13 protein-coding genes and 2 tRNA genes are annotated in these 15,359 nt (G+C 70.4%); 10 read left to right on the plus strand and 5 right to left on the minus strand.

The window, feature by feature from the left end; genetic code table 11:
* Positions 1–28: 28 nt before the first annotated feature.
* The 4 genes from yidC to rpmH form a co-directional block, all read right to left on the minus strand.
* A complete protein-coding gene (yidC, locus tag CRM73_RS01115) occupies positions 29–1,015 on the minus strand; it encodes a membrane protein insertase YidC (protein ID WP_035924361.1) in 987 nt (328 codons plus the stop codon).
* Positions 1,012–1,452, minus strand: a complete 441-nt coding sequence (gene yidD, locus CRM73_RS01120; protein WP_035924359.1) for a membrane protein insertion efficiency factor YidD — start codon at positions 1,450–1,452, stop codon at positions 1,012–1,014. The genes yidC and yidD overlap by 4 nt, the downstream gene beginning before the upstream one ends.
* Positions 1,449–1,862 (minus strand): ribonuclease P protein component, encoded by a 414-nt coding sequence (rnpA, locus tag CRM73_RS01125; protein ID WP_017835071.1) that lies wholly within the window; start codon positions 1,860–1,862, stop codon positions 1,449–1,451. The genes yidD and rnpA overlap by 4 nt, the downstream gene beginning before the upstream one ends.
* Before the next feature lie 102 nt (positions 1,863–1,964).
* Entirely contained in the window at positions 1,965–2,102 is a 138-nt protein-coding gene (rpmH, locus tag CRM73_RS01130) for a 50S ribosomal protein L34 (protein ID WP_019181680.1), read from the minus strand.
* Between the two features lie 669 nt (positions 2,103–2,771).
* Here rpmH and dnaA point away from each other — a divergent pair.
* The 10 genes from dnaA (at position 2,772) to CRM73_RS01175 (ending at position 14,291) form a co-directional block, all read left to right on the plus strand.
* Entirely contained in the window at positions 2,772–4,355 is a 1,584-nt protein-coding gene (dnaA, locus tag CRM73_RS01135; RefSeq protein ID WP_229586519.1) for a chromosomal replication initiator protein DnaA, read from the plus strand.
* Between the two features lie 630 nt (positions 4,356–4,985).
* Positions 4,986–6,110, plus strand: coding sequence for a DNA polymerase III subunit beta (gene dnaN, locus CRM73_RS01140; RefSeq protein ID WP_035924354.1), 1,125 nt, complete (start codon positions 4,986–4,988; stop codon positions 6,108–6,110).
* Between the two features lie 36 nt (positions 6,111–6,146).
* Positions 6,147–7,367: a DNA replication/repair protein RecF gene (gene recF, locus CRM73_RS01145; RefSeq protein ID WP_229586494.1), complete on the plus strand. Its 1,221-nt coding sequence runs from the start codon at positions 6,147–6,149 to the stop codon at positions 7,365–7,367.
* On the plus strand, positions 7,364–8,029 hold the full coding sequence (locus CRM73_RS01150) for a DciA family protein (RefSeq protein ID WP_229586496.1): 666 nt from the start codon (positions 7,364–7,366) through the stop codon (positions 8,027–8,029). Before recF ends, CRM73_RS01150 begins: the two co-directional genes overlap by 4 nt.
* A 351-nt stretch (positions 8,030–8,380) precedes the next feature.
* Complete coding sequence (gyrB, locus tag CRM73_RS01155; RefSeq protein WP_229586498.1) at positions 8,381–10,468, plus strand: DNA topoisomerase (ATP-hydrolyzing) subunit B; 2,088 nt, start codon at positions 8,381–8,383, stop codon at positions 10,466–10,468.
* A gap of 90 nt (positions 10,469–10,558) precedes the next feature.
* Complete coding sequence (gene gyrA / locus CRM73_RS01160) at positions 10,559–13,264, plus strand: DNA gyrase subunit A (protein WP_109243531.1); 2,706 nt, start codon at positions 10,559–10,561, stop codon at positions 13,262–13,264.
* Positions 13,261–13,875: a DUF3566 domain-containing protein gene (locus CRM73_RS01165; protein ID WP_136341121.1), complete on the plus strand. Its 615-nt coding sequence runs from the start codon at positions 13,261–13,263 to the stop codon at positions 13,873–13,875. The genes gyrA and CRM73_RS01165 overlap by 4 nt, the downstream gene beginning before the upstream one ends.
* A gap of 97 nt (positions 13,876–13,972) precedes the next feature.
* Positions 13,973–14,046 (plus strand) — tRNA-Ile (locus tag CRM73_RS01170).
* A 33-nt stretch (positions 14,047–14,079) separates the two neighbouring features.
* Positions 14,080–14,202: a hypothetical protein gene (locus CRM73_RS19600; protein WP_255219369.1), complete on the plus strand. Its 123-nt coding sequence runs from the start codon at positions 14,080–14,082 to the stop codon at positions 14,200–14,202.
* Between the two features lie 13 nt (positions 14,203–14,215).
* Positions 14,216–14,291: transfer RNA gene (locus CRM73_RS01175), tRNA-Ala, on the plus strand.
* Between the two features lie 142 nt (positions 14,292–14,433).
* On the opposite strand, the gene CRM73_RS01180 is transcribed toward CRM73_RS01175, so the two are convergent.
* Entirely contained in the window at positions 14,434–15,306 is an 873-nt protein-coding gene (locus CRM73_RS01180) for a hypothetical protein (protein ID WP_126349597.1), read from the minus strand.
* Between the last annotated feature and the right edge of the window lie 53 nt (positions 15,307–15,359).

Raw genomic sequence — 15,359 nt, forward strand, 5'->3', positions numbered from 1 at the left:
GGGGTCGAGCCGGGTCGGCCGGCCGCGGTCATCGCGCCTGTTTCCGCTTCGCCTGCTGCCTCTGGCGCTTCTTGCCGACCGGCTGCTGACGCTGCCCGGCGGCGGCGCGGGCACGCTGCTCCTCGATGTCGGCCTCGTGCTCCTCCACGGTCTTGCCGACCGGGGGGAGCCCCTTCGCGGCGCGGCGCTCGTTGAGCTCCTGCTCGGCCTGCGAGCCCGGGGTCGGGTTGTTGCGGATGACCCACCACTGCTGGCCCATGGACCAGACGTTGGAGACGGTCCAGTAGATGAGGACGCCGATGGGGAAGTTGATGCCGCCGATCGCGAAGACCAGGGGGAACAGGTACAGCATCATCTGCTGCTGGCGGTACATGGGGGAGGCCTTCGCGGCCTCGCTCATGTTCTTGGCCGTCAGCTGCTTCTGGGTGAAGAACTGCGAGGCGGACATCGCGACGATCATCACGATCGCCAGGAGGATCGTGGCCACGTGGTTGCCGTCGCCGGGGTTGAGCAGCGTGGAGAACAGCGGGGCGCCGAAGAACGTGGCCTCGTTGAAGGACTGCACGGTGGCCGCGTTCAGGACGTGCACGCCCTCGCCGGCGGCCGCGGACCCGGGCACGCCGTTGAGGACCTGGAACAGCCCGAAGAAGATGGGCATCTGCACCAGGATGGGCAGGCAGGCGGAGAACGGGTTGGAGCCGTGGCTCTTGTACAGCTCCATCTGCTCCTGGGCCATGGCCTGCCGGGACAGCTGGTCCTTCTTGCCCTTGTACTTGGCCTGGAGCTTGGCCATCTCCGGCTGCAGCTCCTGCATGCCGCGCATGGACTTGATCTGCTTGAGGAACAGCGGGATGGTCAGCGTGCGCATGACCAGGGTCAGGCCCACGATGCACAGCACCCAGGTGATGCCCGCGGCGGGGTCCATCCCGAGGGCCGTCAGCATCTCGTGGAACACCCACAGCACGGCGGAGACGACCCACCTGAAGGGGAAGAGGATCATTTCGAACAGGTTCATGGGGAAGGCTCTCCTTGGGCCGCGGGACCGGTGGCCCCGGCGGGGTGGTGCTGGTGGCGCTCAGCAAGGGTGGGATGGTTCAGCAGGACGATCCGGGGAAGGGACGCGAAGTCGGGGAAGACCCGGCCCCCGTCCGGGACCCTGTCGATCCCACCCGCCGCCCAGGGGTGGCAGCGGAGGAGCCTGCGGACGCTGAGGCCCAGCCCGCGCACGGCGCCGTGCACCGTGACGGACTCGAGGGCGTAGGCCGAGCAGGAGGGGAAGTACCGGCAGACGTCCCCGTACAGGGGGGAGACGATGGTCCGGTAGAGCTTGAGACCCGCGATGAGCGCGTTCTGGGGCAGGAACCACAGGACCTGCCACGCGGACGCCGGGCGGACGAACTCGTGGGGAGCCGCCGCGAGGAGGTCCTCGGGCGCGTGAGCGTGCTCGCTCATGACTCCGGCTCCTCCCGTGCGGGTCGTCGGTCTGCTGCGGTGGTCGTCGTCCCGGCGGTCCCGGGAGCCCCGGCCCGCGCGGACGCCGTCCGCCACGCCTTCGCGTAGTCGGCGGCCAGCTCCGCCCAGTCCGCGCGGGAGGCGGGCGGCAGCGCGCGCACCACGACGTCGTAACCGTACGGGGCCTGCCTGACCGTGGTCTGGGCGAGCTCCCGGAGGCGTCGCTTCACCTTGTTGCGGCGCACGGCGTTGCCCACGGCCTTCGAGACGACGAAGCCGAACCGGGCCGGGTGCTCCTCGCCGGTGGGACGCACATAGACGACGACGTTCCGGCGCCCGTTGCGGGCGCCGGAACGCGTGGTGGCCGAGAACTGGGCCGAGGTCCGGATCCGGTGCTGTTCAGGCAGCACGGTCCCGCTCCTGCACGGTCGGCGGCTCGGGCGGCTCCGGCACGACGAGGAGCGCCCGTCGCGGGGCGGTCCTCGGAAGCGCCGGTGCCGACACGGACCGGCTCAGGCGGAGAGCTCGGTGCGGCCCTTGCTGCGGCGGGCGGCGAGGATGGCGCGGCCGGCGCGGGTGCGCATCCGGGCACGGAAGCCGTGCTTCTTGGCGCGACGGCGGTTATTCGGCTGAAAAGTCCGCTTGCTCACTGGTTACTCCAAAGGCGTCAGGGTGTGCGCCCGTCCTCGGGCTCACCGCACCGGGTTCGGCGCGGAGGAGAGGGACGGTCACAGCGGTGCTGGTGGATGCGTCCGAGCATGCGGATGGGCATGACAGTGGACACAAAAGACTACTTCACCCTAGACAACGGGCAGGGGGTGGTCAAATCAGCGACGGGTGGCCGAGGGCCCCGGTGCCGCCGGCGCAGGAGCGGGGCGGCCGGGGCGGAACCGGATCGAACGGTGGTCGGGTGCTGGACCGGGCACCGGGAGACCCGGTGCCGCTGTGCAGTTCACATCCTACCCACAGCTGTGCACGGATCTTCATCACATCCTGTGGAAAACCTGCCCGGCCGGAGCCGCGGAACCACGCGGATCGGGGGTCGAACTACACGTCTGTAGTTCCCGGAGCCCCCGGAAAACGGCTATGAACACGTTCGGCGCATGTTCTAGGCTGGCACTCGCGGCTGGCCCCCGACAGCTTTTCCACCGTTGTGAACAACGCTGTGGACAAGATCCCCGGCGAGGGGCCGGGACGACTCGTCCACCGCCTCGTCATCCCGACGACAGCTCGATGACATCTCGACGACAGCAGGAGTACGCGTGGGCACGCAGGACAATCAGGCGCTCAGCGCGCAGTGGGCCGAATGCGTGCAGTACATGTACGAGGACCCGATGACCACGGGGCGCTACCGGGGGTTCATCTCCCTGGCCCAGCCCCAGGGCCTCATCGGCACCACGCTGCTCGTCGCGGTCCCGAACGAGCTCACCCGCGAGTTCTTCCAGAACCAGATGGCGTCCGTGCTCCGGTCCTCCGTGGGCCGGGCCTTCAGCCCCGAGACGCTCGTGGCGTTCGTGGTGGACGCCGACCTCGAGACCGCTCCCGCACCGGAGGCGGGCGCCTCGACGCCCACCGCGGCCCTGCCCCCGATCAGCGAGCTCGAGGCGGAGCGCAACCGCACCGACCTGCCCGCACGGGTCGACCACGCCGACACCGCCGACGCGGTGGAGGTCGACCGGCGGACGGCCGGCCTCGACCGGCAGTCCGCCGGGCTCATGGCGCCGCCCCCGGAGCCGGCGCACCGCTCCGAGATGGGCGGGGCCGACCGGACCCTGCCGCCGCCGCGGGACCCGCAGGCCGCCCCGCCCCGCCGCCCCGTCCAGGACACCGGCACCGCTCCCGCCGTGGTGGGGGAGTGGGACAGCTCCGCGCGGCTGAACCCCAAGTACGTCTTCGACTCCTTCGTGATCGGCCAGTCCAACCGGTTCGCCCACGCCGCGGCCTTCGCGGTGGCCGAGACCCCGGCCAAGGCCTACAACCCCCTGTTCATCTACGGGGAGTCCGGGCTGGGCAAGACGCACCTGCTGCACGCGATCGGCCACTACGCCAAGCGTCTCTACCCCCAGGTGCGGGTGCGCTACGTGAACTCGGAGGAGTTCACCAACGACTTCATCAACTCGATCCGCGACGACGAGGGCTCCTCCTTCAAGGAGATCTACCGCAACGTGGACATGCTGCTGATCGACGACATCCAGTTCCTGGCGGGCAAGGAGCACACGCAGGAGGAGTTCTTCCACACCTTCAACGCGCTGCACAACCACGAGAAGCAGATCGTGATCACCTCCGACATGCCGCCCAAGCAGCTCACCGGCTTCGCCGAGCGGATGCGGTCCCGCTTCGAGTGGGGCCTGATCACCGACGTGCAGCCGCCGGAGCTGGAGACGCGCATCGCGATCCTGCGCAAGAAGGCCACGAGCGAGGGCATGGACGCCCCCGACGACGTGCTGGAGTACATCGCCTCCCACATCTCCACCAACATCCGCGAGCTCGAGGGCGCCCTGATCCGGGTCACCGCGTTCGCCTCCCTGAACAAGCAGTCGGTGGACCTGCCCCTGGCCGAGCTGGTGCTCAAGGACCTCATCACCGACGACGGCGCGCAGGAGATCACCGCGGCCTCGATCCTGGCCCAGACCGCGGTGTACTTCGACATCAGCCTCGAGGAGCTCAAGAGCAAGTCCCGCACGCGCACCCTGGTCACCGCCCGGCAGATCGCGATGTACCTGCTGCGCGAGCTCACCGACATGTCCCTGCCGAAGATCGGCCAGGAGCTCGGCGGCCGCGACCACACCACGGTGATGCACGCCGACCGCAAGATCCGCACGCTGATGGCCGAGCGCCGGCAGATCTTCAACCAGGTCACGGAGCTCACCAACCGGATCAAGCAGCAGCAGCGCGAGGGCTGAACCCGGCCCCACCCCTCCCCGAAGGCCCCGGCGGAGCACCGCCGGGGCCTTTTCGTGTAGTTCGTCCACAGGCTCCGCCCGCGGGATCCCGGGCCCGGGGGCCCCCTCCTGCACAGGATGTCGGCGCTTGTGGAGCGCCTGTGCACAGGACAGAACCCACACCTGTGGATAAAATTGTGGAATTCTCCGTCCGACCGGTGGAGAACCTCGGTACAACTCGGTGGAGGGCTGTGGAACCCGCGGAACCACGCGGATCTCGTCCACCGGCAGCACGCGTTCCGGTGGACCCCGAACCACAGGAACTCAACAGGCCGCCACCGCCCGGGTGCTGGCCGAGGGGCAGTTATCCACAGATTCCACAGCGGTTATTAACACTCCCATCCTTAAAGAGACATCTGGCCAAACAACAAGAATCCTGGAGCGCCGACCCCGTCCGGGACCTCCCGGGCCCCGGATCACCCGGACGCCGCCACGGAGCGGCCGAATGGCCGTCCTGTGAAACGGACCGATACGATGCAGAGGGCGAAGACCCTGTTCGCACCGCTGCACCCCGCGGCGCGGCCCGCACCGGACCCTGTCCGGGACCGTGGCTCCGCCGTCCTTGCTCAGACTGAAAGGCAGCAACCTCTCGTGAAGTTCTCCGTCGAACGCGATGTTCTCGCCGAGGCCGTCACCTGGACCGCTCGGTCCCTCTCTCCTCGGCCCCCGGTCCCCGTGCTGTCCGGTCTGCTCATCCGTGCGGAGGGCGGTCAGCTGTCCATCGCGAGCTTCGACTACGAGATCTCCGCGCGGCTGTCGATCAGCGCCGACGTCCAGGAGGAGGGCACCACCCTCGTCTCCGGCCGTCTGCTCGCGGACATCTGCCGCTCCCTGCCCTCCGCCCCGGTCGAGGTGCACGCCGACGAGGGGAAGGTCACCCTGACCTGCCGCTCCTCGCGCTTCAACCTCGCGGCCATGCCGGTCGGCGACTACCCGGAGCTGCCCGCGCTGCCGGACGTCTCCGGCGTGGTGGCCGGCGACGAGTTCGCCCACGCCGTGGCGCAGGTGAACATCGCCGCGAGCAAGGACGACACCCTGCCCATCCTCACAGGCGTCCGCGTGGAGATCGAGGGCGAGAAGATGACGCTGCTCGCCACGGACCGCTACCGGCTCGCGATGCGCGAGCTCACCTGGCGGCCCAGCACCCAGGACATCTCCACGGCCGCGCTGATCAAGGCGCGCACCCTCAACGACATCGCCAAGACCCTCGGCCCGGCGGGTGACATCAACATCGCCCTGTCCGACTCCGCGGAGCTCGTCGGCTTCGAGTCCGGCGGCCGCCGCACCACGAGCCTGCTCATCGACGGCGAGTACCCCAAGATCCGGTCGCTGTTCCCGGAGCACACGCCGATCACCGCGGCGGTGCGGACCACCGAGCTCGTCGAGGCCGTCCGGCGCGTCTCGCTCGTGGCCGAGCGCAACACCCCCGTGCGCCTGGCCTTCACCCAGGGGCAGGTGGCCCTGGACGCCGGGACCGGCGAGGACGCCCAGGCCTCCGAGGTCCTCGACGCGCACCTCACCGGTGACGACATCACGGTGGCCTTCAACCCGACGTACCTCTCGGAGGGCCTGCACGCCTTCGCCTCCGACTACGTCCGGTTCTCCTTCACCGCCCCGCCCAAGCCGGCCGTGCTCTCCGCCCAGGCCGAGCCCGAGGGCGAGGACAAGGACGACTACAAGTACCTGCTGATGCCGGTGCGGCTCCCCAGCCAGTGACCGGCCGGCCCGGAACCGGAAGCTGCTGATCCCGGCGTGTTCGTCGACCACCTCTCCCTGCTCGACTACCGGACGTATGCCCATCTGGACATACGTCTCGCTCCCGGGACCACCGTGTTCCTCGGGCCGAACGGCGTGGGCAAGACGAACATCGTCGAGGCCCTCGACTACACGGCGGGCCTGTCCTCGCACCGGGTGTCCTCCGACGGCCCGCTGATCCGCTTCGGCGCCGACCGCGCGATCGTCCGCGTCCGGGTGCGGCGGGGCGGGCAGCAGACCGTCCTGGAGCTCGAGCTCAACGACGGCCGCGCCAACCGGGTGCGCATCAACCGGGCCTCCCCGGTGCGGGCCCGGGACGCGCTCGGCATCGTGCGGACCGTCCTGTTCTCGCCGGAGGACCTGGCGCTGGTGAAGGGGGACCCCTCCCACCGCCGGCGCTTCCTCGACGACCTCGCGAAGTCCATGCGCCCGGTCCTCGCGGGCACCCTGGCCGACTACGAGAAGGTGCTCCGGCAGCGCAACGCGCTGCTGAAGTCGGCCCGCCGGAGCGGCCGGTTCACGGACACCCACCGGTCGACCCTGGCGGCGTGGAACGACCAGTTCGCCCGCGCCGGGGCCGGCATCCTGCACGCGCGCCTGCAGCTCATCGACGCCCTGGCGCCCCAGGTGGCGACCGCCTACGGCCAGCTCACGGACGGGACCAAGGAGACGACCCTGCGCTACGTGTCCTCGGTGCTGCCCGAGAGCGCGGCCGGGGACGCCGAGCGGCTGCGCGGGTTCACGCCCGCGGACCTGCACCAGCTGATCTTCGACGCGTGCGAGGCCTCGGAGCAGCGGGAGCTCGAGCGGGGACTGACCCTCGTGGGCCCGCACCGCGACGAGCTCGAGCTGCTGCTCGGGACGGCGCCGGCCCGGGGCTACGCCTCCCACGGCGAGACCTGGTCCTACGCCCTCGCGCTCCGCCTCGGCTCCTGGTACGTCCACCTGGCGGACGACCCCACGGAGGGCGCCGCGCCGATCCTCGTCCTGGACGACGTGTTCGCGGAGCTCGACGCCCGCCGCCGCAGCCGTCTCGCCGCGATCGTGGCCTCCGCGGAGCAGGTGCTCGTGACCGCCGCGGTCGAGGAGGACCTCCCGGCCGAGCTCGTGGCCGGTCCGCACGACGTGGTGCGGGTGGGTCCCGGCACCGCCGTCCGGGACGACGAGCAGGCGCCCGCCGGGACCGGTCCGGAGCCGGAGGAGGCGTCGTCGTCGTGACCGGGCCGCGGCGCGAGGACGACCCGCTCCCCGCCGGGGAGCCCCAGGAGCCCTCTGTCCCCGAGGCGAACGTCGTGCGGATCGAGGACGAGATCGACGCGCCGGCGGCGCTGCTCACCCGGATGCGCCACGCGGCGGAGGCGCGCGGGGACGGGCGGCTCTACGGGGCGGCCGCCCGGCGCAACCTCAAGGGCTTCGGCGCCGCCATGGAGGCGGCCACCGCGTCGGCCGCCGAGCGCCTGGGCCGCCGCGGCAACGACGTCGACCCGCGGGCGCTCGGCGGGTACTCCGGGGCGGGCCGCTCCGCCCGCGACCCCCGGGGGGTCGGCACGGTGCTGGACGGGCTCGTGTCCGGGCGCGGCTGGAAGGCGCCGGTCGCCGTGGGCTCGGTGCTGGCCCGCTGGGACGACCTCGTGGGCCCGGGCATCGCCGGGCACTGCCGGCCGGAGAGCTTCGACGAGACCGTGGTGCGGGTCCGGTGCGACTCCACCGCCTACGCCGCGAACCTGCGCCTCATGGTGCCGCAGCTGCTGCGCATGTTCGACGAGCACCTGGGGGAGGGCATCGTCACCCGGATCGAGATCCTCGGTCCCACGGCCCCGAGCTGGAAGCGCGGCCGCCGCTCCGTGCAGGGCCGGGGGCCCCGCGACACCTACGGCTGAGGCCGGTGGTCCGGACCGCTGAGCGGCCTCGTGGCGCGCTGCGGCCCCCCGGTGGCGTCCCGGGGGTGGCGGAGCGGAGGAAAAGTGGTCCTGAGGCCCTTTCCCGGCCGCTCAGAGGGACCTGTGAGCACCCCGAGCCCACGGTTTTCCGATAGAATCGGTTCCAGACAGCAATCGACGGACCGGGCCCCCACGGCCGATCGCGACCACCTCGCCCGCGGCGCGGGCACCCGGAGTCGTCGACCCGTTCCGACCCCGCACGAGCCGATGAGCCGCCCGAACGTCTCATCGGCGTTCTCTTGTGCCGTCCGGAGCGGGACCGGTGTGCCCAACAGGAGGAGCCAGGAACCCGTGGCAACAGAGGATCCGCAGAAGCGCGAGTACGGTGCCGGTGACATCACCGTCCTGGAAGGTCTCGAGGCCGTCCGGAAGCGACCCGGCATGTACATCGGCTCGACCGGCCCGCGGGGGCTGCACCACCTCGTGTACGAGGTGGTCGACAACTCGGTCGACGAGGCCCTGGCGGGCTACTGCGACCACATCGAGATCACCCTGCAGGCCGACGGCGGCGTCAAGGTCGTGGACAACGGCCGCGGCATCCCCGTGGACATCCACCCGACCGAGGGCCGGCCCACGGTCGAGGTCGTCATGACGATCCTGCACGCGGGCGGCAAGTTCGGCGGCGGCGGCTACGCCGTCTCGGGCGGGCTGCACGGCGTGGGCATCTCCGTGGTCAACGCGCTGTCCCGGCGCGTCGAGACCGAGGTGCGGCGCCAGGGCCACGTCTGGCGGATGGTCTTCGCCGACGGCGGCATGCCCCAGGGCGAGCTCGTCCGGGGTGAGGAGACCTCGGAGACCGGCACCACCCAGATCTTCTACCCGGACCCCGACATCTTCGAGACCGTCGACTTCGACTTCGAGACGCTGCGGGCCCGCTTCCAGCAGATGGCGTTCCTCAACAAGGGTTTGCGGATCACCCTCACGGACGAGCGGGCGCCGGAGGAGTCCGGCGAGGAGATCGCCGGATCCGCCTCGGACCGCACCGCCGTCCACGCGGACGCCGAGCCGGTCGAGGGCCGCGACGGCGGCACCGACGTCGCCCGGCTCAACCACGAGGACGAGGACGGCGCCGGCCACCGCCGGGTCGTCTACAAGTACGACCACGGCCTGCTGGACTACGTGACGTTCCTGAACACGTCCAAGAAGGCCGACCTCGTCCACGACGACGTCATCGCGCTCGAGTCCGAGGACACGGAGCGCAAGATGTCCCTCGAGCTCGCCATGCAGTGGACCACGGCCTACACCGAGTCCGTGCACACGTACGCGAACACGATCAACACCCACGAGGGCGGCACCCACGAGGAGGGCTTCCGCTCGGCGATGACGTCCCTCGTGAACCGCTACGCCCGGGAGAATAAGCTGCTCCGGGACAAGGACGAGAACCTCACCGGCGACGACGTCCGCGAGGGCCTCACGGCCGTCATCTCGATCAAGCTCGCCGAGCCCCAGTTCGAGGGCCAGACCAAGACGAAGCTCGGCAACTCCGAGGCGAAGACCTTCGTCCAGCGCGAGGTGAACAACCGGTTCGGCGACTGGCTCGAGCGCAACCCGGCCGCGGCACGGGAGATCATCCGCAAGGCGATCAACGCCTCGCAGGCGCGGCTCGCGGCCCGCAAGGCGCGCGAGACCACCCGGCGCAAGGGCCTGCTCGAGTCGGGCGGGATGCCCGGCAAGCTCAAGGACTGCTCCTCCAAGGACCCCTCCCTGTCCGAGATCTACATCGTGGAGGGCGACTCCGCGGGCGGCTCGGCGGTGCAGGGCCGGGACCCCGCGCACCAGGCGATCCTGCCGCTGCGCGGCAAGATCCTCAACGTGGAGCGCGCGCGGCTGGACCGGGCGCTGTCCAACACCGAGGTGCAGTCGATGATCACCGCGTTCGGCGCCGGCATCGGCGACGACTTCGACATCGAGAAGGCGCGGTACCACAAGATCGTGCTGATGGCCGACGCCGACGTGGACGGCCAGCACATCACCACGCTGCTGCTGACGCTGCTGTTCCGGTTCATGCGCCCGCTGATCGAGCACGGCTTCGTCTACCTGGCCCAGCCGCCGCTGTACCGGATCAAGTGGTCCAACGCCCCGCACGACTACGTCTACACGGACGCCGAGCGGGACGAGGCGCTGGCGCGCGGGCTCGCCAACAACCAGCGCATCCCCAAGGACAACGGCATCCAGCGCTACAAGGGCCTCGGCGAGATGGACTACACCGAGCTGTGGGACACCACGATGGACCCCGACCACCGCACCCTGCTGCAGGTGACCATGGAGGACGCGGCCGCCGCCGACCAGATCTTCTCCGTGCTCATGGGCGAGGACGTCGAGTCCCGCCGCGAGTTCATCCAGCAGAACGCCAAGGACATCCGGTTCCTCGACATCTGATCCGCGACATATGTCCCGCTCGGCATGCAATGACCGGGGGCGGGACCTGCGCAGGACCACGAGGACGAGCAGACAGAACGGAAAGACCGCATGAGTGACGAGACCCAGGACGGACCGACCCCGGAGGACGCCGGCCTCGCCGGCGACCTCGAGCACACCCCCGTGCTGACCGACCGCGTGGAGCAGGTGGACCTGCAGACCGAGATGCAGCGGTCCTACCTCGACTACGCGATGGCTGTCATCGTGGGCCGCGCCCTGCCGGACGTCCGGGACGGGCTCAAGCCGGTGCACCGGCGCGTGCTGTACGCGATGTACGACGGCGGCTACCGCCCCGACCGCTCCTTCAACAAGTGCGCCCGCGTGGTGGGCGAGGTCATGGGCCAGTACCACCCGCACGGCGACTCCGCGATCTACGACGCCCTCGTGCGGCTGATCCAGGGCTGGGTGATGCGCTATCCGCTCGCCCTGGGGCAGGGCAACTTCGGCTCCCCGGGCAACGACGGCGCGGCCGCCCCGCGGTACACCGAGACCAAGATGGCGCCCATCGCCATGGAGATGGTCCGGGACATCCACGAGGAGACCGTCGACTTCCAGGACAACTACGACGGCAAGAACCAGGAGCCGTCGGTGCTGCCGTCCCGGTTCCCCAACCTGCTGGTCAACGGCTCGTCCGGCATCGCGGTGGGCATGGCCACCAACATCCCGCCGCACAACCTGCGCGAGGTCGCGGACGGCGTGCAGTGGTACCTCCAGCACCCGGACGTCTCCAACGAGACGCTGCTCGAGGAGCTGCTGCAGCGGATCAAGGGCCCGGACTTCCCGACCGGCGCGCAGATCCTCGGGCACAAGGGCATCGAGGACGCCTACCGCACCGGCCGCGGCTCGATCTCCATGCGCGCCGTGGTCAGCGTCGAGGAGATCCACAACCGCACCTGCCTGGTGGTCACCGAGCTGCCCTACCAGGCGAACCCGGACAACCTCGCGATGAAGATCGCGGACCTCGTCAAGGACGGCCGCATCACCGGCATCGCCGACATCCGGGACGAGACCTCCGGGCGCACCGGGCAGCGGCTGGTGATCGTGCTCAAGCGCGACGCGGTGGCCAAGGTGGTGCTCAACAACCTCTACAAGCACACGCAGCTGCAGGACAACTTCTCCGCCAACATGCTCGCGCTCGTGGACGGGGTGCCCCGCACGCTGAGCCTCGACGCGTTCATCCGGCACTGGGTCACCCACCAGATGGACGTCATCGTCCGCCGCACCGAGTACCGCCTGCGGCAGGCCGAGGCGGAGGCCCACATCCTGCGGGGTCTGCTCAAGGCGCTCGACGCCCTCGACGAGGTCATCGCGCTCATCCGCCGCTCCCCGACGGCCGACGACGCCCGCAGCGGGCTCATGGAGCTGCTGCAGATCGACGAGGACCAGGCGCAGGCCATCCTCAACATGCAGCTGCGCCGGCTCGCGGCCCTCGAACGGCAGAAGATCCAGGACCGGCACGCGGAGCTCGAGCGGCTCATCGCCGAGTACACCGAGATCATCGCCTCGGAGGAGCGCCAGCGCGGCATCATCTCCTCGGAGCTCGACGAGATCGTGGGCCGCTACGGCGACGACCGCCGCTCCGAGATCATGTACGGCTACGACGGCGACATGTCGATGGAGGACCTGATCCCCGAGGAGGAGATGGTCGTGACCATCACCCGCGGCGGATACGTCAAGCGCACGCGCTCCGACCAGTACCGCTCCCAGCGGCGCGGCGGCAAGGGCGTGAAGGGCGCGCAGCTGCGCGGGGACGACGTCGTGGAGCACTTCTTCGTCACCACCACCCACAACTGGATCCTGTTCTTCACGAACCTGGGCCGGGTCTACCGCACCAAGGCGTACGAGCTGCTGGAGGCGGGCCGGGACTCCAAGGGCCAGCACGTGGCGAACCTGATGGCCTTCCAGCCGGGGGAGCGGATCGCCCAGGTCATGGAGCTGCGCTCGTACAGCGACGCCCCGTACCTGGTGCTCGCCACCCGCAGGGGCCTGATCAAGAAGTCCCGGCTGATGGACTACGACACCAACCGCACGGCCGGGGTGATCGCGATCAACCTGCGCGACGACGACGAGCTCGTCTCGGCCCAGCTGGCGTCCGCGCAGGACGACCTGCTCCTGGTCTCCCGCAACGGGATGTCCCTGCGCTTCACCGCGAGCGACGAGGTGCTGCGTCCCATGGGGCGGGCGACCTCCGGGGTCACCGGCATGAAGTTCCGGGACGGCGACGAGCTGCTCTCCGCCAACGTGGTCACCGACGACGCCTACGTCTTCGTGGTCACCGAGGGCGGCTACGCCAAGCGCACCAAGGTGGAGGAGTACCGGGTGCAGGGCCGCGGCGGCATCGGCATCAAGGTGGCCAAGCTCGCGGAGCAGCGCGGCCGGCTGGTCGGCGGGATCATCGTGGGCGAGGAGGACGAGGTCCTCGTGGTCATGGAGTCCGGCAAGGTCGTGCGCACCGGCGCCTCCGAGGTCCCGGCCAAGGGCCGCGACACGATGGGCGTGATCTTCGCGAAGCCCGCCCAGGGCGACACGATCACCGGGGTGGCCCGCAACGCCGACCGGGAGATCGCCGAGGAGGTCGACGCCGAGGCCGTGGCCGAGGTCGACGTCCAGCTCGACGAGACGATGGAGACGGCCGACGTCCTGGACACGGGCGAGGTCGACGGAGAGGCCGACGAGCTCGGTCCGGTCCCCGGTTCCGGGGACACGACGGAGGATGAAGTAGCGTTGGACCCGAACAACAACGGAGGTAACGCATGAGCTCGAGTTCCGGCTCCAACACCGCCGGCCGGTCCGGACGCTCCCCGCTGGCGTCCGCACCCCGCCCCGGGAACGGGTCGCCGTCCGGGACGGCGAGGCCCTCGACGAGCGCCCGGACCGCGCCGAAGCCGGCGAAGTCGGGTTCGGGTCCCGCGAAGCCGAGCGCCACCCGGTCCGGCTCCGGCCCGGCGAAGAGCGCCCGGCCCGCGAGCTCGACGAAGGGCCTGGTCCGCCCGGCCCCGCGGCCGCGGGTGCGCCGGGCGCGGCTCGTGGTCTCGAAGGTGGACACCTGGTCGGTGCTCAAGCTCGCGTTCCTGCTGTCGGTCGCGCTGGGGATCATCACCGTGGTCGCCGCGGTCGTGCTGTGGATCGTCCTGGACCTCACGGGCCTGTTCGACGGGATCAACGAGCTGCTCGGGATGCTGGGCGGCGCGGGCGGGGCCCTGAACATCAAGGACTTCCTGTCCCTGGGGCAGATCGCGATCTTCGCGACCATCGTGTCCGTGGTCAACGTCATCCTGCTGACCGCCCTGTCTGTGCTCGCCGCCCTGCTGTACAACATCGCGGCGGCCCTCGTGGGCGGGATCGGGCTCACCCTCACGGACGACTGATCCGGCGCGGTTCCGGGGAGTCCGGCCCGGCCGGGGCGATTTGGCACGGGTCGGCAACTCCGGTATCGTTTCTTCTCGGTCCGCAAGGGCCGTGAGAGGGCGTATAGCTCAGACGGTTAGAGCGCTTCGCTGATAACGAAGAGGTCCCAGGTTCAATTCCTGGTACGCCCACGGTTTCCCTTTTCCGCAGCTCAGGAGGCAGGCGTGAACAGGAAGATGGCTGCGGCTCTCGCCCTGGTCGGCGCGTCGGTCGCGGTGCTCACCAAGCTGCGGGAGGCCGACGCCGACAGGAATGCCTGGGCGGACGCCACCGACGAGGTGGAGTAGCCCGGTACACCGCGGGGACGTGGCGCAATTGGTAGCGCATCTGCTTTGCAAGCAGAGGGTTAGGGGTTCGAGTCCCCTCGTCTCCACCACATCGGATCCCGATCGAGCAGACGCTCGGTCGGGATCTTTTCGTTCCCGGCCGCATCCCGGCCGCATCCCCGCGCGCCGCCGCAACGGCAGAGGCCCCCGCTCCCGGCCGGGAGCGGGGGCCTCTGCCCGAACGGGCGGGGGTCAGGCCTCGTTCTCGTCCTTCTTGCCCTGGATCTGCTCCTTGACCTCGTGGATCGTGGTCTTGGCGTCCTCGCCGACGGTCTTGGCGCTGTCCTTGACCTCGGCGGCGGCCTCCGAGACACCACCGGACTGACCGGCCGGGGTGGTCGCGTCCTTGACGTCGTCGACCTGCACACCGGTGCCGGCGGCCACGGTGGACTGCTGGGCCACCGGGGAGGCGGTCACGCGCGGGGACGTGGCCGCCGGGGTCTTCCAGGGGTCCTCGACCGGGCGCGAGGCCTTCCAGGCGGCCACGCCGGCCGCACCGCCGGCCACGAGCAGGCCCAGCAGCAGGAGACCCTTGTGGGACTTCTCGGCCTTCTTCTGCTGCCTGGCGTAGTCCTTGGCGACCTTCGAGGCGGCCTTTTTCGCGTTGGCCACGGCCTTCTTGTCACCGGTCAGCTTCGCGACGATCGCCTCGAGCTGCTCGGGGGTGTCCGCGTCGGCGAACTTGCCCGCGAGCAGGGCGGCGGCACCGGCGTACTTCGCCTGCATCGCGGCCCGGCTCTCGGAGGCCCGGTCCGCGGCCTTCGCGGCCACGGGGCCGGCGGTCTTCGCGGCCTTGGCCGCGACCGGCGCGGTCACCGCGGCCGCCTTCAGCTTGGCGGAGCCGGAGAGGTCGTGGGCGCGGCCCAGACCCTCCTGGACCTTGGGGCCTGCAGTCGCGACGCCACCGGCGAGGGCCGCGGCGCCCGCCTCGACGCTGTGCTGGAGCCGGGGCGCGAGGTCGCCGATCTCCTTGGACGCCCACTTGCCGGCGTCCAGGACCTTGCTCTCCGCGGCCTTCTGCGCCGCGACGGCCTTCTTCTCGCTCTTGGTCTTCTTGAAGCTCATGAATCCATCCCTCCTCGGGTCGTGACAATCCACTGTCAGCATACGGGCAGAGC

Origin of the sequence: Kocuria sp. CCUG 69068 (assembly GCF_020833785.1) — a bacterium.
In the GTDB taxonomy this organism is placed as follows: domain Bacteria; phylum Actinomycetota; class Actinomycetes; order Actinomycetales; family Micrococcaceae; genus Kocuria; species Kocuria rosea.